Annotated in this window: 23 protein-coding genes; 15 read left to right on the top strand and 8 right to left on the bottom strand. The window is 37.6% G+C overall.

Annotation, left to right across the window (positions count from 1 at the left end; all coding sequences use genetic code 11):
* Positions 1–31 precede the first annotated feature (31 nt).
* The 3 genes from LC087_RS07000 to LC087_RS06990 all read left to right on the top strand — a co-directional run bounded on the left by LC087_RS07000 (position 32) and on the right by LC087_RS06990 (position 2,587).
* Positions 32–469, top strand: a complete 438-nt coding sequence (locus LC087_RS07000; RefSeq protein ID WP_226540070.1) for a BrxA/BrxB family bacilliredoxin — start codon at positions 32–34, stop codon at positions 467–469.
* A gap of 512 nt (positions 470–981) precedes the next feature.
* Positions 982–1,959 carry an aromatic acid exporter family protein gene (locus LC087_RS06995; protein ID WP_226540071.1) on the top strand — a complete coding sequence of 326 codons (978 nt, stop codon included), beginning with the start codon at positions 982–984 and terminating at the stop codon, positions 1,957–1,959.
* 94 nt (positions 1,960–2,053) lie between these two features.
* Entirely contained in the window at positions 2,054–2,587 is a 534-nt protein-coding gene (locus LC087_RS06990; RefSeq protein ID WP_226540072.1) for a L,D-transpeptidase, read from the top strand.
* Between the two features lie 397 nt (positions 2,588–2,984).
* Here the strand turns inward: LC087_RS06990 and prli42 are convergent, their stop codons facing one another.
* Positions 2,985–3,077 (bottom strand): stressosome-associated protein Prli42, encoded by a 93-nt coding sequence (prli42, locus tag LC087_RS06985; RefSeq protein WP_226540075.1) that lies wholly within the window; start codon positions 3,075–3,077, stop codon positions 2,985–2,987.
* Between the two features lie 202 nt (positions 3,078–3,279).
* On the opposite strand from prli42, the gene mce reads away from it, so the two are divergent.
* The 6 genes from mce (at position 3,280) to gndA (ending at position 9,819) form a co-directional block, all read left to right on the top strand.
* Complete coding sequence (gene mce, locus LC087_RS06980; RefSeq protein ID WP_226540077.1) at positions 3,280–3,687, top strand: methylmalonyl-CoA epimerase; 408 nt, start codon at positions 3,280–3,282, stop codon at positions 3,685–3,687.
* Between the two features lie 3 nt (positions 3,688–3,690).
* The gene (locus LC087_RS06975) at positions 3,691–5,238 is read left to right on the top strand and encodes an acyl-CoA carboxylase subunit beta (protein WP_226540079.1); all 1,548 of its coding nucleotides are present in this window, start codon (positions 3,691–3,693) and stop codon (positions 5,236–5,238) included.
* A gap of 156 nt (positions 5,239–5,394) precedes the next feature.
* Positions 5,395–6,516: a M20/M25/M40 family metallo-hydrolase gene (locus LC087_RS06970; RefSeq protein ID WP_226540081.1), complete on the top strand. Its 1,122-nt coding sequence runs from the start codon at positions 5,395–5,397 to the stop codon at positions 6,514–6,516.
* A 55-nt stretch (positions 6,517–6,571) separates the two neighbouring features.
* Positions 6,572–7,036 (top strand): chemotaxis protein CheW, encoded by a 465-nt coding sequence (locus LC087_RS06965; protein WP_226540083.1) that lies wholly within the window; start codon positions 6,572–6,574, stop codon positions 7,034–7,036.
* A gap of 14 nt (positions 7,037–7,050) precedes the next feature.
* A complete protein-coding gene (locus LC087_RS06960; protein WP_226540085.1) occupies positions 7,051–8,274 on the top strand; it encodes a DNA polymerase IV in 1,224 nt (407 codons plus the stop codon).
* Positions 8,275–8,406: 132 nt separating this feature from the next.
* Entirely contained in the window at positions 8,407–9,819 is a 1,413-nt protein-coding gene (gene gndA, locus LC087_RS06955) for an NADP-dependent phosphogluconate dehydrogenase (protein ID WP_226540093.1), read from the top strand.
* A gap of 105 nt (positions 9,820–9,924) precedes the next feature.
* Here gndA and LC087_RS06950 read toward each other — a convergent pair whose 3' ends face one another.
* Together LC087_RS06950 and zwf are read right to left on the bottom strand one after the other, a co-directional pair.
* The gene (locus tag LC087_RS06950; protein ID WP_226540094.1) at positions 9,925–10,548 is read right to left on the bottom strand and encodes a cyclase family protein; all 624 of its coding nucleotides are present in this window, start codon (positions 10,546–10,548) and stop codon (positions 9,925–9,927) included.
* Positions 10,549–11,129: 581 nt separating this feature from the next.
* Positions 11,130–12,599: a glucose-6-phosphate dehydrogenase gene (gene zwf / locus LC087_RS06945; protein WP_226540095.1), complete on the bottom strand. Its 1,470-nt coding sequence runs from the start codon at positions 12,597–12,599 to the stop codon at positions 11,130–11,132.
* A gap of 236 nt (positions 12,600–12,835) precedes the next feature.
* On the opposite strand from zwf, the gene rnz reads away from it, so the two are divergent.
* The 3 genes from rnz to LC087_RS06930 are packed head-to-tail and all read left to right on the top strand — an operon-like array spanning position 12,836 to position 14,681.
* Positions 12,836–13,777 carry a ribonuclease Z gene (rnz, locus tag LC087_RS06940; RefSeq protein WP_226540096.1) on the top strand — a complete coding sequence of 314 codons (942 nt, stop codon included), beginning with the start codon at positions 12,836–12,838 and terminating at the stop codon, positions 13,775–13,777.
* Between the two features lie 13 nt (positions 13,778–13,790).
* Positions 13,791–14,246: a GNAT family N-acetyltransferase gene (locus LC087_RS06935; RefSeq protein WP_226540097.1), complete on the top strand. Its 456-nt coding sequence runs from the start codon at positions 13,791–13,793 to the stop codon at positions 14,244–14,246.
* Positions 14,247–14,291: 45 nt separating this feature from the next.
* Entirely contained in the window at positions 14,292–14,681 is a 390-nt protein-coding gene (locus LC087_RS06930; RefSeq protein ID WP_226540098.1) for a hypothetical protein, read from the top strand.
* A gap of 117 nt (positions 14,682–14,798) precedes the next feature.
* On the opposite strand, the gene namA is transcribed toward LC087_RS06930, so the two are convergent.
* The gene (gene namA / locus LC087_RS06925; RefSeq protein WP_226540099.1) at positions 14,799–15,815 is read right to left on the bottom strand and encodes an NADPH dehydrogenase NamA; all 1,017 of its coding nucleotides are present in this window, start codon (positions 15,813–15,815) and stop codon (positions 14,799–14,801) included.
* Between the two features lie 370 nt (positions 15,816–16,185).
* On the opposite strand from namA, the gene LC087_RS06920 reads away from it, so the two are divergent.
* Positions 16,186–17,796 (top strand): M20/M25/M40 family metallo-hydrolase, encoded by a 1,611-nt coding sequence (locus LC087_RS06920; RefSeq protein WP_226540101.1) that lies wholly within the window; start codon positions 16,186–16,188, stop codon positions 17,794–17,796.
* A 223-nt stretch (positions 17,797–18,019) separates the two neighbouring features.
* Here LC087_RS06920 and proC read toward each other — a convergent pair whose 3' ends face one another.
* Positions 18,020–18,862, bottom strand: a complete 843-nt coding sequence (proC, locus tag LC087_RS06915; protein WP_226540103.1) for a pyrroline-5-carboxylate reductase — start codon at positions 18,860–18,862, stop codon at positions 18,020–18,022.
* 594 nt (positions 18,863–19,456) lie between these two features.
* Between proC and LC087_RS06910 the strand changes: the two genes are divergently transcribed.
* Positions 19,457–20,419 carry an MBL fold metallo-hydrolase gene (locus LC087_RS06910; protein ID WP_226540105.1) on the top strand — a complete coding sequence of 321 codons (963 nt, stop codon included), beginning with the start codon at positions 19,457–19,459 and terminating at the stop codon, positions 20,417–20,419.
* Positions 20,420–20,452: 33 nt separating this feature from the next.
* Here the strand turns inward: LC087_RS06910 and LC087_RS06905 are convergent, their stop codons facing one another.
* From LC087_RS06905 to LC087_RS06895, 3 genes are all read right to left on the bottom strand, one after another.
* Complete coding sequence (locus LC087_RS06905) at positions 20,453–21,172, bottom strand: hypothetical protein (RefSeq protein ID WP_306020444.1); 720 nt, start codon at positions 21,170–21,172, stop codon at positions 20,453–20,455.
* Positions 21,141–21,572 carry a hypothetical protein gene (locus LC087_RS06900; RefSeq protein ID WP_306020441.1) on the bottom strand — a complete coding sequence of 144 codons (432 nt, stop codon included), beginning with the start codon at positions 21,570–21,572 and terminating at the stop codon, positions 21,141–21,143. The genes LC087_RS06905 and LC087_RS06900 overlap by 32 nt, the downstream gene beginning before the upstream one ends.
* Positions 21,573–21,707: 135 nt before the next feature.
* Positions 21,708–21,938, bottom strand: a complete 231-nt coding sequence (locus tag LC087_RS06895) for a hypothetical protein (protein WP_306020440.1) — start codon at positions 21,936–21,938, stop codon at positions 21,708–21,710.
* Positions 21,939–22,297: 359 nt separating this feature from the next.
* On the opposite strand from LC087_RS06895, the gene LC087_RS06890 reads away from it, so the two are divergent.
* Positions 22,298–23,092 carry an SDR family NAD(P)-dependent oxidoreductase gene (locus LC087_RS06890; protein ID WP_226538658.1) on the top strand — a complete coding sequence of 265 codons (795 nt, stop codon included), beginning with the start codon at positions 22,298–22,300 and terminating at the stop codon, positions 23,090–23,092.
* Positions 23,093–23,270 lie beyond the last annotated feature (178 nt).

Here is a 23,270-nt window from a genome sequence, read left to right as displayed (position 1 = left end):
TAAATTGTTTTAGGTAAAGGAGATGACCTCAATGAATATGGATTTTAATTTGTTTATGAACGATGTCGTACGCCAAGCTCGTCATGAGATTGCCGCTGCTGGTTATACAGAACTTAAGACTCCTGAGGAAGTAGAAGACGCTTTAAATAAAAAGGGAACAACATTGGTAATGGTCAATTCTGTATGTGGTTGTGCTGGTGGAATTGCTCGTCCAGCAGCCGCACATGCCATTCACTATGATAGTCGTCCCGACCATTTAGTAACGGTTTTTGCAGGTCAAGATAAAGAGGCGACTGAAAAAGCACGTACTTATTTTACTGGATATCCACCATCCTCCCCTTCATTCGCCTTTTTAAAAGATGGTGAAATTAAAGCGATGGTTGAACGACATGAGATTGAAGGTCATGATCCAATGTCTGTCGTCACAAACTTACAACGTTTGTTTGATGAGTATTGTGAGGAAGTATAAAATAATAAGAAAACAAAGGATTCTCAATTAAGGAGAATCCTTTGTTTTTCTTCTAACAGAGTAAGAAAGTATAAAAATCTGTCCTTATTTGGATGGTACTTTTATTTTTTTCTAGCTCCAGCGCCCAGCGACTGGTAGCGCTTCGACGCACAGGAGGTGCTAGCATCATCGTTGCCCACAGGACGTGCGATGAACAGGAAGTTTTAGCATCAACGTTAGCTCGCGCGTCGTGGCTGAACTTAGTAGATCCTCAGCTTTCGGGCTTTTCGTGATTCCTTTATCTCATACGGAGTGGAGTGCTCAAGCCCCTTCGTTGCTAAACGGGCGTTCTAATCTTTTCTTATTTTCTCACTTTTTAACATTACTTTTGGATTCTTGATTACTCCTGATCATGTAACAAATGAAAAAACTTTTCAAAATATGATATTATTCATAGCGATTAAGTAAAAACTTAGTCTAAACTAATACATGCAATAACGATCGAAATCATTGTCAAAACAGGAGCTATAGGTATGAAAAAATTTAAAATTGGACATCGAACGATAAAAACTGGCCTTGGTACGGTAATTGCGATTATGATTGCTCAGTGGTTGGGTCTTACAAATTTTTCATCTGCAGGAATCTTAACAATCCTTTGCATTCAAGTTACAAAAAAGAAATCAATTCAAAGTGCATGGGAAAGGTTCCTAGCATGTTCTTTTGCGATTGTTTTCGCGTTTGTTTTTTTTGAAGGAATTGCTTACCACCCTGTTGTTATTGGATTATTATTGTTATTTTTTATTCCTACAATGGTAGTCATAAAAGCAACAGAAGGAATTGTAACAAGCTCGGTTATTTTGCTCCACATGTATTCTTATGGAGAAGTGACTTTTGAGCATGTGGCAAATGAAGCTTTATTAATATTTATTGGAATTGGTGTTGCATTAATTATGAATCTATATATGCCCAGTCTTGAGGGAGAACTTCATAAGTATCAAGTGAAATTAGAGGAGCAATTTGAACGTATCTTCTTAGAGGTTGAAAATTATTTACGGACGGGTGAAAGTCATTGGAATGGAAGAGAATTAACAGAGGTTGATCGAATTCTAAAAAAGGCAAAGTCCTTAGCTTTTCGTGATGTAGAAAATCATTTTTTAAGGGAAGAGAATCTTTATTATCATTATTTCAAAATGAGAGAGAAGCAGTTTGAAATAATTGAGAGAAGTTTACCGATCATAACAACGATATCTTTGAATGTGGAGCAAGGAGAAATGTTAGCAGATTTTGTTCATGAACTTAGTTGTAATATTCATCCTGGAAATACAGCAAAAAAGTATATTTGGAAGTTAAATGAAATGAGAAAGAAGTTCCAAGAGATGCCTTTGCCTAGCTCAAGAGAAGAGTTTGAGGTTCGAGCAGCTTTATTCCATTTTGTTTACGAACTTGAGCAATATTTGTCCTTAAAGAATCAATTTAAAGGAATGGCAAGTAGTTCGTTTAGAAAAAAATGATGTTTTATTATTTAACCTACTCTTTCTAATAGAAATCGCCTTTATGTTGAATAATAAAGGATAAGACTGTTATGGAAAGAGGTTAGCTTTATTAATGAAATTGATTCTTGTTACGTTTTTGTTGGTGGCTTCCCCAATTTGGCCTTTAGGTCAAAATCCTTTACCTGGTGATCCTTTTATTATTGTCAATCTGCAAAAAAATCAACTTGCATTAATACGTGATAATAGTATTTATAAAGTTTATCCGATTGCTACTGGAAAGATAAAAGATCCAACACCAGAAGGAGTTCACACGGTAACAGTTAAAGCCATTAATCCTTATTATCGTAGAAATAATATTCAAGGAGGAGACCCTAAGAATCCTCTTGGATCAAGGTGGATCGGTTTTGATGCATTAGATACAGATGGTCGCATATATGGGATTCATGGGACCAATAACCCTTGGTCCATTGGCTATTCTGTTTCGAATGGGTGTGTGCGGATGTTGAATAAATCAGTTGAGGAGATTTTCGATTATATTCCTATAGGGACGAAGGTATACGTGACAACATCGAGTCGATCTTTTGAAGAGATTGCGGTTGAGCAAGGAGCAATGAAAAGAAATGAAAATGGCTTGAAGTATCCGTAAATACTCCAAGTCTTTTTATTTTGGAAATAGATAATTTCACACTTTTTGAAAAAACCAGTGCTTGCGCCTTTCTTACAGAATAAGAAAGTATAAAAAACCTGTTCTTATTCGGATGGTGCTTTTATTTTTGTCTAGCTCCAGCGCCCAGTAGCGCTTTCGACGCACAGGAGGTAGTAGCATCATCGTTGTCCACAGGACGTGGGCGCCTTTAGATGATGTTCCATTTCTCCACGATAAGTCAACGGAGACGCCTCCAGGAGGGAGGTGGATCTACGTTTGCCACAGGACGTGGCAGTAGTTAGTAGATCCTCTGCTTTCGGGCTTTTCGTGTTTCCTTTATCTCATGTGGGGGTCTATAAGCACCTGCGCCGCTAGACGGTCGCTTGCGCCTTTCTTATTAAAAAAAGCTTGCTGCACCTGCAAGTAAGGTTGTTAATAGCATAGAAGCAATCATTATATATACAACCACTTTTTGTGTTTTTTTTGACATGTTTAATTTCCTCCTCGAAGGATGAGAATTAATCTTCTTTATCTCTTTTATTTTATGATGAATTTTCTTCTTGGACAACCCCTAACAACATTATTCAACAATTTTAGCAGGATATTTTTAAATAAAACGCGAAAGAGATATAGGATTAGAATCTATATCAATCAGATTTGTAAGCGAATACATCTTTGGAAGGTTGGTGAAAATGGTGAACAAAGTGGATCATATTGGAATTGCCGTTCGGTCTATTAAAGAAACATTGCCTATCTATTTAAACGTGTTTGGATTGACATTGATTGATGAGGAAGTAGTCGAAAGCCAACAAGTTAAAGTGGCGTTTATTGATGCAGGGAATATAAAGCTTGAATTGTTAGAACCGTTAAGTACTGCTAGTCCGGTTGCATCTTTTATAGAAAAAAGAGGTGAAGGAATTCATCATGTAGCCTTTGGTGTTGATGATATTGAAAATCGGATTAAGCACTTAGTTGATAAAGATATTCAAATGATTGATCATACTTCTAGGACGGGTGCTGGTGGAGCTGATATTGCCTTCATGCATCCGAAATCAACTAAAGGTGTATTGTTTGAGCTATGCGAAAAGCGGGGGAAATAAGAAATGGACATATACGATAAAATTAATGAACTATATGATAAGCGCCGAGAGGTTGAATTAGGCGGTGGAGATAAAAAAATTGCTAAGCAGCATGATAAAGGAAAGCTTACCGCTAGAGAGAGAATTGAGTTGCTAGTGGACGAAGGAAGTTTTGTTGAGATTAATACATTTATGGAGCATCGCTGTCACGATTTTGGCTTAGGGGAGAAAAAAGCAGCTGGAGACGGAGTTGTGACAGGGTATGGAAAGGTTAATGGACGCCCTATTTATTTATTCTCTCAAGATTTCACCGTATTTGGAGGAGCCCTTGGTGAAATGCACGCAAAAAAAATTGCTGAAGTGATGGATCTAGCTTATCAAAACGGAACCCCTTTTATAGGTTTGAACGATTCAGGAGGAGCGAGAATACAAGAAGGGGTCAATTCATTAGATGGGTATGGACATGTGTTTTACCGAAACGCAATATACTCTGGGGTTATTCCGCAAATATCGGTTATTTTAGGTCCTTGTGCAGGAGGAGCTGTGTATTCACCAGCAATTACTGATTTTGTGTTTATGGTACAAAAAACAAGCCAAATGTTTATCACGGGTCCTAAAGTAATTGAAACGGTTACAGGTGAAAAAATCTCCTCTGAAAACTTAGGAGGGGCAAATGTTCATAATTCGATTAGCGGGAATGCCCATTTCTCTGCAGAAACAGAGGAGGAAGTTTTAAAACAAGTACGTCAATTATTAAGTTATTTACCTCAAAGTAACGAGAAACACCCTGAAGTTGTGGATATCGAAGAAAGAGATGATTATTTGCCTGATTTAGCAGATGTCGTTCCTTTTGAAGCAATCAGACCATACGATGTCAGACACGTTATTGACCAGGTAACCGATGAAGGATCGTTCTTTGAAGTGCAACAATCGTTTGCCAAAAACATTGTAGTTGGTTTCGCTAGAATTAATGGCCAAGTAGTGGGGCTTGTTTGCAACCAGCCAAAATATATGGCAGGAGGGCTGGATATTAACTCTTCTGATAAAGCAGCTAGGTTTATCCGCTTTTGTGATTCATTTAACATTCCTATTGTTACTTTTGAAGATGTGACTGGGTTCTTCCCAGGAGTAAACCAGGAGCATGGTGGAATCATTAGACATGGTGCGAAAATCTTATACGCTTATTCCGAAGCAACGGTACCTAAGATCACAGTCATTTTGCGTAAGGCGTACGGTGGGGCATATGTAGCATTGAATTCTCGTTCAATAGGTGCCGATATGGTATACGCCTGGCCGAATGCAGAAATTGCTGTTATGGGACCTGAAGGAGCAGCAAATATTATCTTTTCAAAAGAAATAAATCGTAGTGATAACCCTCAACAAACGAGAGCAGAAAAGATAAAAGAATATAGAGAGAAGTTTGCTAATCCTTACGTTGCCGCAAGCCAAGGAATTGTCGATGATATTATTGATCCAAGAGAAACAAGAATTAAACTGATTCAGGCACTAGAAATGTTGAAAACAAAAAAAGAGACTCGTCCAGCTAAGAAACATGGGAATATCCCTTTATAAACATAAAATCACTTCACATTATTGTGGGGTGATTTTACTATTCCTCTTCTCGAGTATTATGAATTAATCAATGGAAAATGATATACTGATTAAGTTAAAGTTAATCTTTTAATATTACATAAAAAAGTACGTTATTTATACAAGGAGGAAATGATTTTGATTAACGAACAACGAATAGTGGATGAATTTCTTGAATTAGTCCAAGTCGATTCTGAGACAAAACATGAAGCGAAAATTGCCAAAGTATTGAAAGAAAAATTTACGGCTCTTGGAGTAAAAGTTGTGGAAGACAATACAATGGATGAAACCGGTCATGGCGCAGGGAATTTAATTTGTACGTTAGAAGCAACAAAAGAAGGAGTAGACCCTATTTACTTCACCTCACATATGGATACAGTTGTTCCTGGAAATGGAGTTAAACCTTCTATTAAAGATGGATACATTGTAACAGATGGTACCACCATTTTAGGAGCAGACGATAAAACAGGTCTTGCAGCCATGCTTGAAGCAATCAAAGTGTTAAAAGAGCAAAACATAAAGCATGGGAAAATAGAGTTTATTATTACCGTAGGTGAAGAATCAGGTTTAGTTGGTGCGAAAGCGTTAGATTCTAAATTTGTAACTGCTAAGTTCGGATATGCTTTAGATAGTGATGGAGAAGTAGGCAATATTATCGTCGCGGCTCCAACACAAGCAAAGATTAAAGCTGTTATTCATGGGAAAACCGCTCACGCTGGAGTTGCTCCTGAAAAAGGTGTATCGGCTATTACAATGGCAGCAAAAGCGATTTCCAAAATGCCGTTAGGTAGAATAGATGATGAAACCACGGCTAACATTGGCAGGTTCGAGGGAGGCTCACAAACGAACATTGTTTGTGACCATGTGGAAATTTTAGCGGAGGCCCGTTCTTTAGTGAAAGAGAAAATGGAAGAACAAGCAAATAAAATGAAAAAAGCCTTTGAAGATGTTGCAACAGAAATGGGAGGCAAAGCAGATGTTGACGTGATTGTTATGTATCCAGGGTTTAAATTTGGTGATGGAGATCATGTAGTCGAGGTGGCAAAAAGAGCAGCTGAAAAAATTGGTCGTAAATCGAATTTATTAACATCAGGAGGAGGAAGCGATGCGAATATTATCGCAGGATTCGATATCCCAACTGTAAACCTCTCTGTTGGATATGAAGAAATACATACAACCAATGAAAAAATGCCTACTAAGGAATTAGTGAAAGCAGCTGAATATGTCGTTGCGATTATAGAAGAAGTGGCTAACGGGTAGTGTTGAACTGGGGCTTTATGAGCCCCTACTCTTTTACAAAAAGGGGATGAATCTTATGGAAAAAGCGATTGTGTTTTTTTCGGGTGATGAGAAGTATGCGTTATCCATTGATGATATTGTGACGATTGAGAACAGCTTGCAAGTCGTTTCTGGGGCCAATTTTCCATCATTCATACGTGGTATTACAAATATGAGAAATGAGGTTGTACCTGTTATTGATATCAATGTTGTTTTTAACAAAGAAAAAATTGACGATGCAAATCAAAAAATCATTGTTTCGAAAATGAATCAACATGAATTGATCGGATTACTCGTTGAGGAAACGAGGGATATCATTTCGGTTACAAATGATATGGTTAAGCCTTTAAATAAAAACCTTTTTCAGTCTGTTCCCTATTTTACGGATATCATCTTACATGATGATAGTTTAATCACTCATTTAAATGTTTCAAATCTTGTAGACAGCCTTCCTCATTTTGCAGAGGTGAAGGAACAGTTGTTAGAGGTCACTATAAATTAAAGGGATGAAACATAATGGAACGAGCAAACGGGAAAGTGATTTTTCATGTCGATATGAACAGTTTTTATGCCTCTGTAGAAATGGCGCATAACTGTGATTTGCGTGGTAAACCTTTAGCTGTAGCGGGAAACCCTAAAGAAAGAAAGGGAATTGTTGTGACGTGTAGCTATGAGGCAAGAAAGCATGGGGTTAGAGCGGCGATGCCATTGTGGCAAGCAAGGAAATTATGTCCCAATATGATTGTGGTTAAGCCTAATTTTGACCTCTATAGACAGGCCTCATCTGAAATATTTCAAGTGTTAAAAACATACACCCAAACGGTAGAACCTGTTTCAATTGATGAAGGTTATCTAGATGTTTCTCAAGTTCCAGAACATCCTCTAACAATTGCCCAAAATATACAAGATCAATTATATAACGAGCTTTTACTCCCTTGTAGTATTGGTATTGCTCCTAATAAATTTTTGGCTAAAATGGCTTCAAACATGAAAAAACCTTTAGGAATTACTGTGTTACGAAAAAGACAATTAAAAGAAAGATTGTGGCCACTTCCAATTGAAGAAATGCATGGTGTCGGAAAGAAATCAACAGAAAAATTAAATCAAATTGAAGTATACACCATTGACGATTTGGTTAAAGCAAACAAAGATTCATTAAGACAGTTTCTTGGGATCAATGGAATTCGTTTGCAAGAAAGAGCGATGGGCATTGATAACCGAGAGGTCGATCCCTCTGCCATATATGATATTAAAAGTGTAGGCAACTCTACGACGATTTCTAATGATACAGTGGATATGGGACTTATAGAACAAACCTTTCGTAAACTAGCCCATTCAGTAAGTAGTAGATTAACAAAGAAAGAGTTGATGATGGAGAAAATCTCAATTACCATACGGTATGCTGATCGAAAAACCATTACTAGAAGCTATTCTCTTGAAAATCCGCTAGCTGGGAAAGAAGAGATTTTTGCTCAATCCATGAGGCTGTTTCATCAACATTGGAATGAAAAACCGATCAGACTCTTAGGAATTACGGGTCAAGAGTTAGTTGATGAGAGCGCTGCTATGAAGCAACTGGATCTTTTCACGTTCGAAAAGGATGTAAAAGACGAGCCTATTATCAATGTGATGAATGAACTTCAAACGAAATATGGAAAAAGTATTATTAAAAAAGGGTTAAAGATAAAAGAAGAAGAACAGGGAGAGACTAGTTTTAACAAAGATTTTTTGCGAGACTAAGCGTTCGTTTCTTTTATTCAGAAACATTTTCCCCTCTTCTTGCAATGAATTCGAAATCTATAACTTGATAAACCTTATTTATATATGGTATTTTCAAGATTGTACAAGTTGAACTAGAAGGGACGTAAAAGGATGTCAAATCAACATATTGGAGTAGTTGGACTTGCAGTTATGGGCAAAAATTTGGCTCTTAACATAGAAAGTCGTGGATATTCTGTTTCTGTTTTTAATCGTTCTCCAGAAAAAACGGAACAATTTTTACAAGAAGCAGAAGGGAAAAAGGTCGTTGGTACATATAGTATTGAAGAATTTGTCGCTTCACTGGAAAAACCTCGAAAAATTTTATTAATGGTTAAGGCAGGAAAACCGACAGACGCGACGATTGAGTCATTATTGCCTCATCTTGATAAAGGCGATATTTTAATTGACGGTGGAAATACTTTCTTTAAAGATACTCAACGTCGAAATAAGCAATTAGCCGAGAGTGGAATCCATTTCATAGGAACCGGTGTTTCTGGTGGTGAGGAAGGAGCTCTTAAAGGGCCTTCAATTATGCCGGGTGGGCAAAAAGAAGCTCATGAGTTAGTAAAGCCTATTTTAGAAGCCATTTCTGCAAAGGTGGACGGAGAAGCATGTACGACCTACATCGGACCTGATGGAGCAGGTCATTATGTAAAAATGGTACATAATGGTATAGAGTATGGGGATATGCAGCTTATATGTGAAGCTTACTCGATTTTAAAACATGTTCTAGGCCTAAATGCACAAGAACTTCATGAAGTCTTTGCAGAGTGGAATAATGGAGAACTTGATAGTTATTTAATCGAGATCACAGCTGATATCTTCACAAAAATGGATGAAGAGACTGGCAAACCTTTAGTGGATGTGATTTTAGATACGGCAGGACAAAAAGGGACAGGGAAATGGACGAGTCAAAGCTCACTTGATTTAGGTGTTCCTCTCCCTGTAATTACTGAATCGGTTTTTGCGCGTTTTATTTCAGCGATGAAGGAAGAGCGTGTAAAAGCAAGTCAAACGCTATCTGGACCCGCAATTCAAAACTTTACAGGCGATAAAAAAGAGCTTATCGAGGCCATTAGAAAAGCTCTTTATATGAGTAAAATTCTTTCTTACGCACAAGGCTTCGCGCAAATGAGAGCAGCTTCAGAGGAGTATGACTGGAATCTTCAATACGGTGAAATTGCGATGATTTTCCGAGGGGGATGCATCATTCGAGCGGCCTTCCTACAAAAGATAAAAGAAGCATATGATTTAGATCCAAAGCTTGCTAATCTTTTATTTGACCCATATTTCAAAGAGATCGTTGAAAACTATCAAGGAGCTCTTCGAGAGGTAATTGCTCTTGCAATTAACAATGGAATCCCAGTTCCAACGTTCTCTTCCGCGCTTGCTTATTATGATAGCTATCGTTCAGAAAGGTTGCCAGCGAACCTTCTACAAGCACAGCGTGATTACTTTGGTGCGCATACGTATCAACGAGTGGATAAAGAAGGAATTTTCCATACTGACTGGATGGAGAAATAAAAAAGTAATAGAAACGCCCCTAATCAGTTATTTTGATTAGGGGCGTTTTTTAGTTTGAAAGCAAAACTTTCTACTAATATGGAATCCTCTTTATAAGGGTTTAGGCTATCCAGATAGGTTGTCCTCGAATAATAATACGCGGGCTGGTGATGCATCTACTCCTTTAATAGGAAGTGGAGAAGCAACCATAAAATACTCACCCTCTGTTATGTCTTTTAATCGAAGACCTTCCATGACGATAATTTTTTCATCAAATAATGTGCGATGAGTAGGATGGCCAGGCTGACTTCTTTCTATTCCGAGTCCGTCAACTCCAACACCTTTAATGCCAATCTCAGCCAAGTACTTGGCTAAATCTTCAGCAACAAATATAAAGTCAAAGTTGAATGAATCTTCAAATGAATTTTTTGTTTTAAATAAAATGAAATCATCTTTCTCAATATTTAAGCCCGCCACATCTGATTTCTTGATCCGATCTTCAACATGTGTCACGTCAAACACTTTAACAGGTCTGACTAGCTCTTTAATTTGGATGGTTTCCATTGTATCCCCATCATTGATCATATGAAGAGGAGCGTCAACATGTGTTCCTGTGTGTAAATCCATATCGATGCGAGACTCGGTTACATGCTCATTTGTAGTTGTTTTGATGATTGGTTGTTTTTCTGGTTTGTTTTTATAAACAGTCATTCCTTGATAAATAGGAGTTGTTACATCGTAAAATTTCATGAGTTTTCTCCTCCTGTATTTTTTATACGTTTTGATAAATATAGACGGGCGCTTGCGCTTTTCTTATAGAGTAAGAAAGTATAAAAATCTGTCCTTATTTGGATGGTGCTTTTATTTTTGTCTAGCTCCAGCGCCCAGCGGCGGGTAGCGCTTTCGACGCACAGGAAGTGCTAGCATCAACGTTGCCCACAGGACGTGGGCGTCTTTAGTTGATGTTCCATTATCTCATGCGGGGGTCTATAAGCACCTGCGTCGCTAGACGGGCGCTTGCGCTTTTCTTATTGTCCAGCTGACGCCCTTACATCCTCGAGGTCATAAGCCACGTATGCATGAAGGTAAAGAACACCTTCATTTTATACGCGTCTTATGCTTGTCGGATGTGAGCAAAGGGCATCAGCCTTTCTTAAAAGATAAGAATGTATAAACTTTGTGCTTTATAAGAATGTGCTAACATTGCTGTCTAGCTCCAGCACCTAGCCACTCGAGGTCATAAGTCACGTAGAACAAAAGATAAAGAACATCTTTCTTTTCTCCGTGCCTTATGCTTGTCGTGGCTGAGCAAGGCGCATGCGCTTTGCTTATTACCACCAGTTAAATCCGTCTTTTTCTAAAAGTTTATCAGCGTCGTCAGGTCCCATGGAACCTGACGTATAGTTTGGAAATTCGGCCTTTTGGCTCTCCCAAGCTTTTGAGATGGTATCAACAAATTGCCAAGAAAGAGCAACTTCATCCCAATGGGTGAAGTTCGTTGCATCTCCGTTCATGCAATCATAAATTAATTTTTCATAAGCTTCCGGTGTATTAATGCCATTGATGCAATTGTTACAGTAATCAAGTTGAATGGGAATAATAGTTCTTGTTCCATCAGATTGTTTGGCATTTAAATGTAAGGTGATCCCCTCATCAGGTTGTATATGTATAACCAGCAAGTTTGTTTGTTTCTTTCCTGAACCATTGTTATATAAATTCATCGGTAAGTCTTTAAACTCGACCACGATCTTTGTTAATTTTTCTTTCATTCTTTTTCCTGTTCGAATATAAAAAGGGACGCCTGCCCAGCGATAGTTATCAATCATGATCTTTCCTGCTACAAACGTTTCCGTATTCGATTCTGAGTCAACATTGGGATCTTCACGATACCCATCTACGTGTTCTTCTTCTATTTCTCCCTTGCCATATTGCCCTCGAACAAAATGGTCAAAAGTAGACTGTTTGGTAAGAGGACGGATAGAACGTAAAGCTTTTACTTTTTCAGAACGAACTTCGTCAGTTGTTAATTTAATAGGAGGCTCCATTGCAAGTAACGCGACCATTTGCAACATATGGTTTTGTACCATATCGCGAAGGGCTCCTGAACTTTCATAGTATTTCCCTCGGTCTTCCACTCCTAATAATTCACTAGATGTGATTTGTATATTGGATATAAAGCGGTTGTTCCAAAGATGTTCAAAAATGGCGTTAGCAAATCGAATAACCTCTATGTTTTGTACCATTTCCTTTCCTAAGTAATGATCAATTCGATATATTTGTTTTTCATCAAATGCTTCTCTTAATTCATCATTTAACTTCTTAGCAGATTCAAAATTATGGCCAAATGGTTTTTCAATGACGAGTCTAGTCCAACCATTTGTCTCTTTCAATCCATATTCTTGAATGTTTTGCGCGATTGTTCCGAAAAATTCAGGCGCCATGGCTAAGTAAAACATCCGATTTCCTTCTGTTCGATACTGTCCATCTAAGTCGTTCATTAAGCTCATTAAATCTTGAAAGGAACTTTTATCTGTCACATCAAAAGGATGATAGTAAAAATGACTTGTAAACGAATCAATTTCTTCATCTGTAGTAATAGGGGTTTGAATAGATTCTTTCACTTTCTCTCGAAAAAGGTCATTTGTCCAAGGCCTTCTAGCGACACCGATAACAGCAAACTCATCACCAATTTGGTTGTTATTGAAAAGCCGATGAATAGATGGATATAACTTTCGTTTCGCTAAGTCACCAGTCGCTCCGAAGATCACAATGACTGCTTTAGGATATGTTGTTGTTTCCACTAGAATACCTCACTTTTTTAATGCGTTATATGTAATAAAGTAGTAGTAAGTTACCTCGTTTTGACCTATTATACTTAAACAATTTTAATGTTTATTACGGGTGAAAGCAAATATTTAAGACGAATGAGTCGTTACAGCTTATGACCATACAAGCTGGAGGAACGATGTTTATTCCTATCATGATCGGTTCGTGATATGCTATGACTAAAACGAACAGTTCTTAGGAGGAAAATTGATTGGAGATTCAGTTTTTAGGTACGGGGGCAGGGATACCTGCGAAAGAACGGAATGTTTCATCTATAGCTCTAATGCTATTAGAAGAAAGAAACCAAATATGGTTGTTTGACTGCGGAGAAGCGACGCAACATCAAATTTTGCATACGAAAATAAAACCGAGAAAAATAGAAAAAATCTTTATTACCCATTTGCATGGTGATCATATATTTGGGTTACCTGGATTATTGGGAAGTCGTTCATTTCAAGGAGGAGAAGAATTACTAACTATATATGGACCAAAGGGAATAAAAGAATTTGTGGAAACAAGTCTTTCTGTAAGTACAACGTATTTAAAATACCCACTACAAATTGTAGAAATTGAGGAGACAGGCATTATTTTTGAAGATGATACGTTTGAAGTTCAAGTAGAGTTGCTTGAGCATGGCATTCCTTCATACGGGTATCGTGTTATTGAGAAGGACTTACCAGGTAAATTGCAAGTAGACAAATTGATTAATGAAGGAATTCAACCAGGCCCCATTTATAGTCAATTGAAAGATGGAGAGAAAGTGGTGTTGGAAGATGGCCGGATTATTAATGGTCAAGATTATATAGGCGAGGCTAAAAAAGGTCGTATTGTTACGGTTTTAGGTGATACGCGTTTTTGTCAAGCCAGTATGGAGTTGGCGAAGGATGCGGATGTTCTTATTCATGAAGCAACTTTTAGTGAAAAAGAAGAAAAACTAGCTTTTAATTACTTTCATTCGACTACCAAGCAAGCTGCTCAAGTTGCCAAGCGAGCAAATGTGGGTTGTCTTTGGCTTACACATATAAGTTCTCGCTACCAGTCGTCTCTACAAATTCAATCGTTGTTGCAGGAAGCGAAAAAAACTTTCTCGAATACATATATAGCCAACGACTTGGTTGAAATTGATGTTCTAAGAGAACAAATTGAACTTTAAAGGGTTGATGATATTGGAAATTAAAATAGATGATTTAAGTGGAAATGCCGTGGCGATATTATTAGAGGAACATATGGATGGAATGAAACAACATTCTCCGCTGGAAAGTATTCATGCACTGGATCTTGATGAATTGAAAAAACAGGAAATAACGTTTTGGAGTGTGTGGGAGCATGATGAATTGTTAGGATGCGGAGCACTTAAAGAACTTGATAAGGAGCATGGAGAGGTAAAGTCTATGCGAACTTCATCACAACATTTAAGAAAAGGTGTTGCAAAATTAGTTCTTCAACACATTATGGATGAAGCTAGACGGCGTGGCTATAAAAGATTAAGTTTGGAGACAGGATCCATGGAAGCTTTTGAACCAGCTAGAACTCTCTATATAAGTTTTGGGTTTCACTATTGCAAGCCTTTTGATGATTATATAGAGGATGAAAATAGTGTATTTATGACAAAGGTATTATAAAATTAATAGTCTAGTATAATTCTATTTAATTAAGAGTGCGTGTTAATGTTGAACTCGATAAAGAAACAGCTAGTCGAACATCATAATAGGATGATTGATTGGGTGAAATCTTTAAATAGATTTGGTTCAGATTTATGGGTTAATCCTATTGAAAAAGAAAAGTGGAGTAGTGCTGAAATCATTAGTCACCTACAGGCTTGGGATCGTTTTATCATGGAAAAACGTATTCCGTATTTTTTTTCAGAAGAATTGTTTCCTTTAGGACCTGAAGTAGAAGAGTTTAATAGAAAAGCAGCAATCGAAGGAAGAAATATGGAACAAGATGATATGATCAAAAAGTTTGTTCACACAAGACAAGAGCTACTCAAAAGGATGGAATCGATTGATGAGGGGCAGTGGGATAAGCATTGGTCAATCAACTTTTCTTCTTCATGAATACTTTGAAGGACATATAAAACATGATCTACATCATCGAAAACAAATTGAGCGCGCCTTGTTCATAAATTAAAAACAAGTAGGCAAAAGACTTAAAAGTTTTGCCTACCCTTTCTTTTACCACCCTCGTGAATATTGTTTAGGGGGGTCAATTGGAACATCTAACTCATCTGCAAATACCTTTGGTAAATAAGGGTTTTTTAATAACGCTCGACCAATGAATACTAAATCTGCTCTTTCATTACGAATGATTTCTTCTGCTTGTAGACCGCTGGTAATCATGCCAACTGCCCCTGTTGCCACTTTCACATGCTGACGAATTTTTTCACCATAATCGATTTGGTATCCTGGATAAACATCAATTGAGGCAGGTACAACTCCACCTGAGCTAACATCTATTAAATCTACACCTTGTTCCTTCATCCACTTACAATATGTTATATAGTCATTGACCGTTAATCCCTCTTTTTGATAATCATTGGCTGATATTCTTACAAATAAAGCTCCGTCCCAAACTTCCTTCACAGCATCAATGATGTCTTTTAAAAAACGATAGCGGTTTACTTGATTTCCTCCATAAATATCCTCGCGTTTATTCGTTAAAGGAGATAAAAATTCATTAATTAAATACCCATGAGCTCCATGTAACTCAATAATATCAAAGCTTGCTTGTTTTGCTCGTGAGGCAGCGTTTTGAAAGGCTTCTATGGTTTGTTTAATATCCTCATAAGTCATTTCATTTGGTATAGAGAAATTTTCATTAAATGCAATCGCAGATGGGGCAAGTATCTTTCCATCAACGGTTGCTTTACGACCAGCATGAGCCAATTGAATGGCTGTTTTTGTACCATAGGTTTGCATCTCTGCCACAAGCATTTTTAAGTCTTCGACATGTTCATCATTCCAAATTCCAAGGTCTTGGGAAGAAATTCTTCCTTCTGGAGAAATGGCCGTTGCTTCTAGCATGACTAACCCTACACCCCCGACAGCTCTGCTTATGTAATGTGTCCAATGAAACGCCTGTAATTTGCCATTTTCATCGGTAGAAGAATACATACACATTGGGGACATGACGATTCTGTTTTTTAATGTAACCCCTTTAATCGTATATGGAGAAAAAACACCTTCATTCATAAATAATGACCTCCAATTTTTAATATTGTTCAAAAAGTCATGAAAAATTGCTGTCGAATAACTTTGTTGTCTCGCTATTCCACTCCTCCGACGCACACGATGTGCTAGTACAGGCGTTCACCACAGGAAGTGGTTGTTCTTAGCCTGTGACCCTTTAACTAGTCGCCTCGTTCTTCTCGACCCTTTTCCCCCTACTTTTTGAACACGCACTAATATATAACAGTATGATCCGTTTTATTTTTATGGTCAAAAAATATGATTTCAAAAATACAATAATGCTTGTGAATTTTCAAGGTGAGGATGAACTAGTGGTGGTGGTATAGTATAATTATGGTATATCTCAGAAGGATACTAGAAGGGGGTTTTTAACGTGCAATGGCAAACGAAGCAACAATTAAAAGAACTATTATGTACACTTGTCGAACATCCCACAGTGACTTTAACAGAAGGGGAAGCAAGCTTTAGCGAGCAACTATTTTATAGGTTGAAAAAGTTTCCCTATTTTAAAAAAAATGAAGAGTTCCTAAACTTACACCCTTTAAGAGATGGACGGGCGGTTTTAACCGCACTTGTCAAAAAGCCGAATGTATCAAAAACCGTTATTTTATTAAGTCATTTTGACGTAGTTGATGTGCAGGATTATGGATATTTAAAGCCTTTAGCTTTTCAACCTGAACAATTGACCCATGAGCTTACGCAACAAAAGGATCGACTTCCTCTGCAAGTTGTCCAAGATATGGAACACGGGGAGTGGCTGTTTGGTCGGGGCATTATGGATATGAAAGCGGGTTTGACGGTTCAATTATCAATGTTAGAACGGGCAATGAAAGGTGAGTTTGACGGCAATGTATTGCTTTTGACTGTTCCGGACGAGGAAGTTAACTCTGAGGGAATGTTAGCAGCTGTTCCTGCTCTAAATGAGTTGGCAAAAAAACATGCTTTAACCTATCAAGCGTGTGTTAATTCTGAACCGATGTTTGCGAAAGTACCGAATGATGAAGATCGCTACGTTTATACAGGTTCGATTGGTAAATTACTGTCTGGTTTCTTCTGCAAAGGAATTGAAGCTCATGTTGGTGAGCCTTTTTCTGGATTTAATCCCAATTTTATGGTTTCTAAAATAAATGAGAAGATGGAGTTGAACCCTTCATTTTGTGAAAAGGCTGAAGGAGAAGTGACCCCCCCTCCAACGAATTTAATGCAAAAAGATTTAAAGGAAGAGTACTCGGTTCAAACGCCTCATGAATCGGTTTCTATGTTTAATATCTTCACGATGGATCGGCCATTTAGTCAAATACATAAGCAACTATTAAGTGTCGCCCAAGAAGCAGCTAAAGAAATAGAAGAGCATTTAAAGAAAAGGGCGATTGCCTATTCAGAAATGGTACCATTTGAACCTTTGGCACATAAAGTGAATGTTTTTACGTATGAACAGCTTCTTGAAAAGGCCATTGAACGGTTCGGGGAGCAAGAGGTGTTTAGAAGACTGGATTATGTGGCTTCTAATAGGGGAGAACTAGGAGATCGTGATTTTTCGACGAAATTAGTGGCTGAATTAGCCGCACTTTTGAGTGAAGACTCACCGATGATCGTTCTATTTTATAGCCCACCTTTTTATCCTTCTGTCTCGTCAAAAGAAGACGAGCTAATTGAAAATGTATGTTCTAACTTGATTGATTTTGCTAGGGATCAGTATCACATTCGCTTGCAGCGTCAATATTATTTTCCAGGTTTATCGGATTTAAGCTTTGTTCAGTTAAGAGATTCGGTAAATATCGATTTATTAACAACAAACATGCCTTTATACGGAAAAGGGTATTCACTCCCATTAGAAGAAATGAAAGAAATAAATGTGCCTGTTATTAATGTTGGACCAGTAGGAAGAGACCCTCATAAATGGACGGAGCGCTTGGATATTCAATACACATTTGAATATTTGCCTGAATTATTATCATACACAATTGAATCCTTATTAAAGTGAGTCAAAGCCTCCTCTACGTAATGTGGTGCAGTCGGAAAACCCTTTAGGCCGAGGTAGGTAATGGAGGATTTCTGCCGCAGAGAAAGGGGCTGTCTCAAAAGTAACTTTCTAGATAAAACCTTAATAAAAGTAAAACCCAAAAATGGTGTTAAAATAATATTTTTGGGTTTTCAATTTGTACTCAATTACTATGAACATGGACTTTCCGGCCCCCTCCTTTGATTTATTGAGTACTATTTAGTAAGTTGTTTGTCATAGATAACTGTAGCTCATTCGAACGTTGTGCAGCTTTTAATATACATTGAACGAGAGTTTCTTTTGTATCATGTTGGCTTAAAATATTCATAGCTGCTTCTGTTGTTCCGTATGGACTCGTTACATCATCCCGTAATTGTGCAGCTGTTTTTTCGGAGGATTCGATCATTTTCGTTGCCCCTTTTAATGTTTGTAAAATAAAGGTTTCTGATAGGTTGTCTTCTAAGCCTAGCTTTTCTGCTGCCTCCTGCATGGCTTCAACTAGAAAATAAACATAGGCGGGGCCGCTTCCAATTAATCCTGTGACAGCATCCATTTGTTTTTCTTCAATCGTTTTGACAATGCCAATTGCTTCGAAAAGAACGACGGCTTCTGCCAGTTGATCTTTAGTCGCAAATAAACCTTTTGATAAAGATGTGGCAGAAAATCCAATGCTTGCTGAAGTGTTAGGCATGGCACGAATAACCCCAATTTCTTTTTCAAAGCTTCTTTCTATAGCTGCTGTCGTGATACCAGCCATTAATGAAATAATTAATTGGTGGCTTTCTACATATGGTCTTAATGTTTGAAGAGCTTCTTTTGCATCTTTTGGTTTCATAGCTAAGAAAATGATATTTGTATCTTTTATGAAGTCTTCAACGGAAGAAGAGGTTTGAACAGAATATAAGTTTTTAAGTTGTAACAAGCGATTCAAATTCGATCGATTTGTGACTGTAATTTGCTGTGATTCAATGGTTCCTTTTTGTCTAATTCCTTTTATCATTGCTTCTGTCATCGATCCAGCCCCTATAAAGGCGATCTGCTTATTCATTTCATTTCCCTCCCATATTTTCATTCCAATAAAAAAAGCCTATCCTCCATTCAAGGACGATAGACACCGCGGTACCACCTTATTTAATGCTTAAAAAAGAAAGTCTCCTTCGTCGCTAGGTGTGCGTTTGCGCCTTTCTATTGTCTAGCTCCTGCGCCCAACGACTCGTAAGTTTTCGCCCTCCTTCTTATGATAAGTCAACATCGAAACCTTCGGCTATTCGTGTTTCCTTTATCTCATACGAAGTGCTCAAGCCCCTTCGTCGCTAAACGTGCGCTTGCGCCTTTCTTAAAAGCATTCTACTCAGTTCCTTTTTATCGCTAGGATACGGTTAGGTTTGCCTAACTGCTCATAGGGTAGGTTCAATAGGTTAGAGGGATGTGGAATTTTCCAGCCAATGAATCCCACTCTCTTTTTTCCATAACACTATTTACTAGCCCTATTCATTGCTTTCGTAATTTTAATTTTATTCATTATGCATGGAGAGACGAGTGATTGTCAAGGAATAATTATATGAATTATTCGAAAATAATGACATAGTCTATTTATATGTGTAAAATGAAACTTATAGATTAATGAATAAGGATGAGTGAAATGAACGTGAAGACAAACGATGAAAAAATATATCAAATGTCATTGCCGACACCGTTCCCCGTAGGGGATGTAAACATATTTTTAGTAAAGGGAGATGCCCTAACCTTAGTGGATACGGGACCAAAAACAAAAGAAGCATGGGACAGCTTTCAATTTCAGTTAAAAGAAGCAGGTTATTCTGTTGAAGATATTGAACAAGTTTTGTTAACCCACCATCACCCTGACCACGCTGGTTTATTAGATTTCTTTCCTGATGAAATTGATGTGATGGGACACCCCTATTTAAATCCGTTTATTAATAGAGATGAAGCTTTTTTTTCTCATCATCAATTATTTATGAGCACGCTATTAATAAAGCTTGGTATTGATCCTGTGTTAATCCCCTATATAGAGAAGGGGTTTGAGGGGTTGATGAGTTTTTCCTGTCATAGACCACTGACAAAAGTAATAAATGAAGGGATGGACATTGATGGATTGGAGGGATGGGAAGTTGTTGAGACACTCGGTCATGCCCAGAGCCATCTTTCCTTTTATCATTCACAATTTAAAGTTATGCTAGGCGGGGATTTATTAATCAAAAACATTTCTTCTAATCCATTGATTGAACCTCCTCTTCAAGGGAATGAAAGACCTCGATCGTTATTGCAGTATAACGATTCTTTACGGAAGCTAATGGATCGACCTATCGATATCGTGTATCCTGGACATGGGGAAAGGGTTGAGCATGTTCATAAACTTGTTGAACATCGTTTGAAAAAGCAGCATGAAAGAGCGTTGCAAGTGTTATCTTTTGTTAATGAATCAACTGTATTTGATTTATGTGTGCAGTTATTTCCGAAGGTTTATAAAAAACAAACGGTTTTAACACTTTCAGAAACTATTGGTCAACTTGATTATTTAGAGGATATGGGAAAAGTCGAGTGTAGGGAAGAGAACGGAATTTTACGCTATTATAAACGATAAAATAGTGTACTTGTCAGTCAAAAGTTTTCACCTTTAAGAAGCCTTCAGATCCTCGTCAAAAAAAGGGTCTGATTGCTTCTTTTTCATTATTCGACTTATGCATAAACGGCTCGTTTTACTAAAAAGCGAAAAAGTCGTCTTCCTTAAATAATAGGCAACGGTCGCTTCTGAGACAATAGGGTTGGACTTCGTTCGTAAAAATCGAACAGGACTCTCATTAATCTTAGTTGAAAAAGTAAGAGACAACATTTGAAGCATCCCCATGGCGATACAACTACACATGACAAATCCCTCGATTGCTTTCAAAGCGGACAAGATGAGTTCTTTCTCTTTTTCATCCTCCATTTCTTCTAATGGATGAATCATTCCTTTTTTTGCATAGCGTCTCAGTTTAGGCATGGCTTTTGACCAAAATTGATACCCAAATCCATTCATCACTTGTTTCAGCTCTCGAAACGTACATTCAATTTTGAACCTAAAACTGTACAATTCAATGATGTTAACGGGATCTAAATCGAGCTTCGTTGTAACAAGAATGGCTGTTTTTTCTCCATACATGACAAGGACGAATCGCAGTTCTTGATAAAGCTTTTGCCCCCATAATAAATTAAGGCAAAGGTAACGAACGGTCTCTTCTTTTCCATATAAACGGACGGTTGCTTCTACGAATTCACTCTTCCTTGATGTAAAGAGGTCTTGAAGTTTGATGGTCTCTCCTTTTTTACGAGGACGACCTTTCCCCTTTATATTCACCGGGCTTTGTATAAGCCCTACAAGACTTCTTGGCTTTAGTCAAAAGGTGAAGCATCGTTTCTGATTTCTCTAACAGTTCTGCCCGTTTCATAAGAGCAAAAATGGATAAATAGTAGCCATCAAGCAGTACGAGCGATTCTCCCATACATTTAGCTGCTTGAAACGCATCGTTTATGATTTGAACAATGTGAGAACCTTCACATTCATAATTGTTCTGTTTTTTTCTCCAATTTCGAATCATGTTGACACCGTCATGGAGCCTGATCGAAAGAGGAAGACAAAATAGTTTCTTAGAAGGATCGCCAATGAGAACACCTATCCCACCAAACATGTGCCCAAAGATAAACTCGGCTTTTGAGGAATTTTCTGATTCTTGATGTAACCTCTTCACACCAGGCATTTTCGTGCTTCTTTCGATTGCTTCACGCCATCTCCTACCAAGATGGTGATGCCGTCTTTCTTATAGATGGGTGCCTTACGATAAACAAGCTTCGTCCATGTTTGAATAAGATCCTCTAACTTCCAAGCTTGGGACCTAAAAAAATGCATCATAGCAGGATAGGACTTGGGTGAGATCGAAAGGCTCACGAATGATGGAGGTTAATCCTACTTGATCGGAACGTAACATCAATCCAATAATCATGACGACAAACCATTCATAGGTAGCTTGTCGTGTAAAACAGGTCCTAAATTCTGAAAGTTCTTTATCTATTCTTTTCCACATAATCACTATGGTCATTCGCTGTTGAGTTTGATACAATATCAAAGATAACTCTTCTCGGATGACATGTCTCCTTATTTTGTTTAGTCGCTTAATAGGTTAACATGAAATCAAGCAGAAGGGTTATTTTTTATGCAGAAAATTCTCTTTCTAAGGGATTGAGTCATCTTTATAAAATGGACTTTGTAAGGGACCCCAAGACTCCTGCGGAAAAACGGGCTAGTCAAGACCCCGCAATGTGAGGCACGAACGAGGAGGCTTGACAGGTCGTCCGCGGAAAGCGAGGGGAATCCCTTACCATTACATAAAAAACATCGAGTATGGGGAAAAAGCTTTGAAAAATTCCGGAGAACTTTTGACTCTCCAGATAGTGTATAAATATAGTAGATATAGAAAGAGTGACAATGTTGAAAAGTTTAGAGAACAAAATCATCGTCATCACAGGAGCTTCTTCGGGTATTGGTCAAGAGATGGCTTATCAAGTCGCCAGTTTAGGGGCAAAACCAATTTTGTTAGCGAGATCAGAAGAGAAATTGATAAACATAGTGGAAGAAATAAAGCGAAGAACATCCGTACAAGCTTCTTTATACAGGATAGACGTGACCAATCATAAGCAGGTGAGGGAAGTATTTCAAAAGATTAGAAAAGATGAAGGGTTCGTCGATATTCTGGTCAACAATGCTGGATTTGGCGTTTTTGATTTTTTTCTTGATGCTAGTTTAAGCGATTTAAAAGGGATGTTAGATGTTAATGTTCTGGGGTTAATGGCGTGCACAAAAGAAGTATTACCGTTCATGATTGAGCAAAATAGGGGGCATATTATTAATATAGCTTCTCAAGCAGGGAAAATAGCCACCCCAAAATCATCTGGTTATGCAGCAAGCAAGCATGCTGTGTTAGGGTTTACGAATAGTCTGCGTATGGAACTGAAGGAAACAAATATTGTTGTTTCTTCTGTGAATCCAGGACCTATAAAAACCAATTTCTTTAAAATTGCTGATAAATCTGGTGACTATGTGAATAATGCTGAGAAATATATGCTTGAAGCTAGTGATGTTGCAAAGAAAATTACCCGATTAATGATTAAGCCTAAAAGAGAATTAAATCTGCCATGGTGGATGAATATGGGAAGTGTTTTGTTTCATTTATCTCCAACATTATTTGAACTTGTTTCTTTGAAATATTTAAATAAAAAGTAAAGGTCTAAATAAATATTAATTTTATTATGCTTAGTATTTATCTTTCTTTATTAGAGCTTGTTTAAATCGTCCCATGGTTGATCCTTATTAAGCAATTGAAGGTGGAAAGGCTGATTCTAGTGCAAGGATCAGCCTTTTTCTTATTTACATATGAGTAACATTATGTATCATAAAAAGT

The organism is Bacillus carboniphilus (genome assembly GCF_020524035.2).
Lineage (GTDB): Bacteria > Bacillota > Bacilli > Bacillales > JAIVKR01 > Bacillus_CC.
Note: the sequence above shows the minus strand (reverse complement) of the source record. Positions and strands in the feature narration are given on the sequence as shown.

Coding starts and splice junctions, on each gene's coding strand:
- LC087_RS06910 (WP_226540105.1), top strand. CDS start 19,457: ATGAACGTGAAGACAAACGATGAAAAAATATATCAAATGTCATTGCCG.
- LC087_RS06990 (WP_226540072.1), top strand. CDS start 2,054: ATGAAATTGATTCTTGTTACGTTTTTGTTGGTGGCTTCCCCAATTTGG.
- mce (WP_226540077.1), top strand. CDS start 3,280: ATGGTGAACAAAGTGGATCATATTGGAATTGCCGTTCGGTCTATTAAA.
- namA (WP_226540099.1), bottom strand. CDS start 15,815: ATGAATGAAGGTGTTTTTTCTCCATATACGATTAAAGGGGTTACATTA.
- prli42 (WP_226540075.1), bottom strand. CDS start 3,077: ATGTCAAAAAAAACACAAAAAGTGGTTGTATATATAATGATTGCTTCT.
- LC087_RS06930 (WP_226540098.1), top strand. CDS start 14,292: ATGTTGAACTCGATAAAGAAACAGCTAGTCGAACATCATAATAGGATG.
- LC087_RS06965 (WP_226540083.1), top strand. CDS start 6,572: ATGGAAAAAGCGATTGTGTTTTTTTCGGGTGATGAGAAGTATGCGTTA.
- LC087_RS07000 (WP_226540070.1), top strand. CDS start 32: ATGAATATGGATTTTAATTTGTTTATGAACGATGTCGTACGCCAAGCT.
- gndA (WP_226540093.1), top strand. CDS start 8,407: ATGTCAAATCAACATATTGGAGTAGTTGGACTTGCAGTTATGGGCAAA.
- proC (WP_226540103.1), bottom strand. CDS start 18,862: ATGAATAAGCAGATCGCCTTTATAGGGGCTGGATCGATGACAGAAGCA.
- LC087_RS06890 (WP_226538658.1), top strand. CDS start 22,298: ATGTTGAAAAGTTTAGAGAACAAAATCATCGTCATCACAGGAGCTTCT.
- LC087_RS06950 (WP_226540094.1), bottom strand. CDS start 10,548: ATGAAATTTTACGATGTAACAACTCCTATTTATCAAGGAATGACTGTT.
- LC087_RS06975 (WP_226540079.1), top strand. CDS start 3,691: ATGGACATATACGATAAAATTAATGAACTATATGATAAGCGCCGAGAG.
- LC087_RS06900 (WP_306020441.1), bottom strand. CDS start 21,572: ATGCCTGGTGTGAAGAGGTTACATCAAGAATCAGAAAATTCCTCAAAA.
- LC087_RS06960 (WP_226540085.1), top strand. CDS start 7,051: ATGGAACGAGCAAACGGGAAAGTGATTTTTCATGTCGATATGAACAGT.
- LC087_RS06995 (WP_226540071.1), top strand. CDS start 982: ATGAAAAAATTTAAAATTGGACATCGAACGATAAAAACTGGCCTTGGT.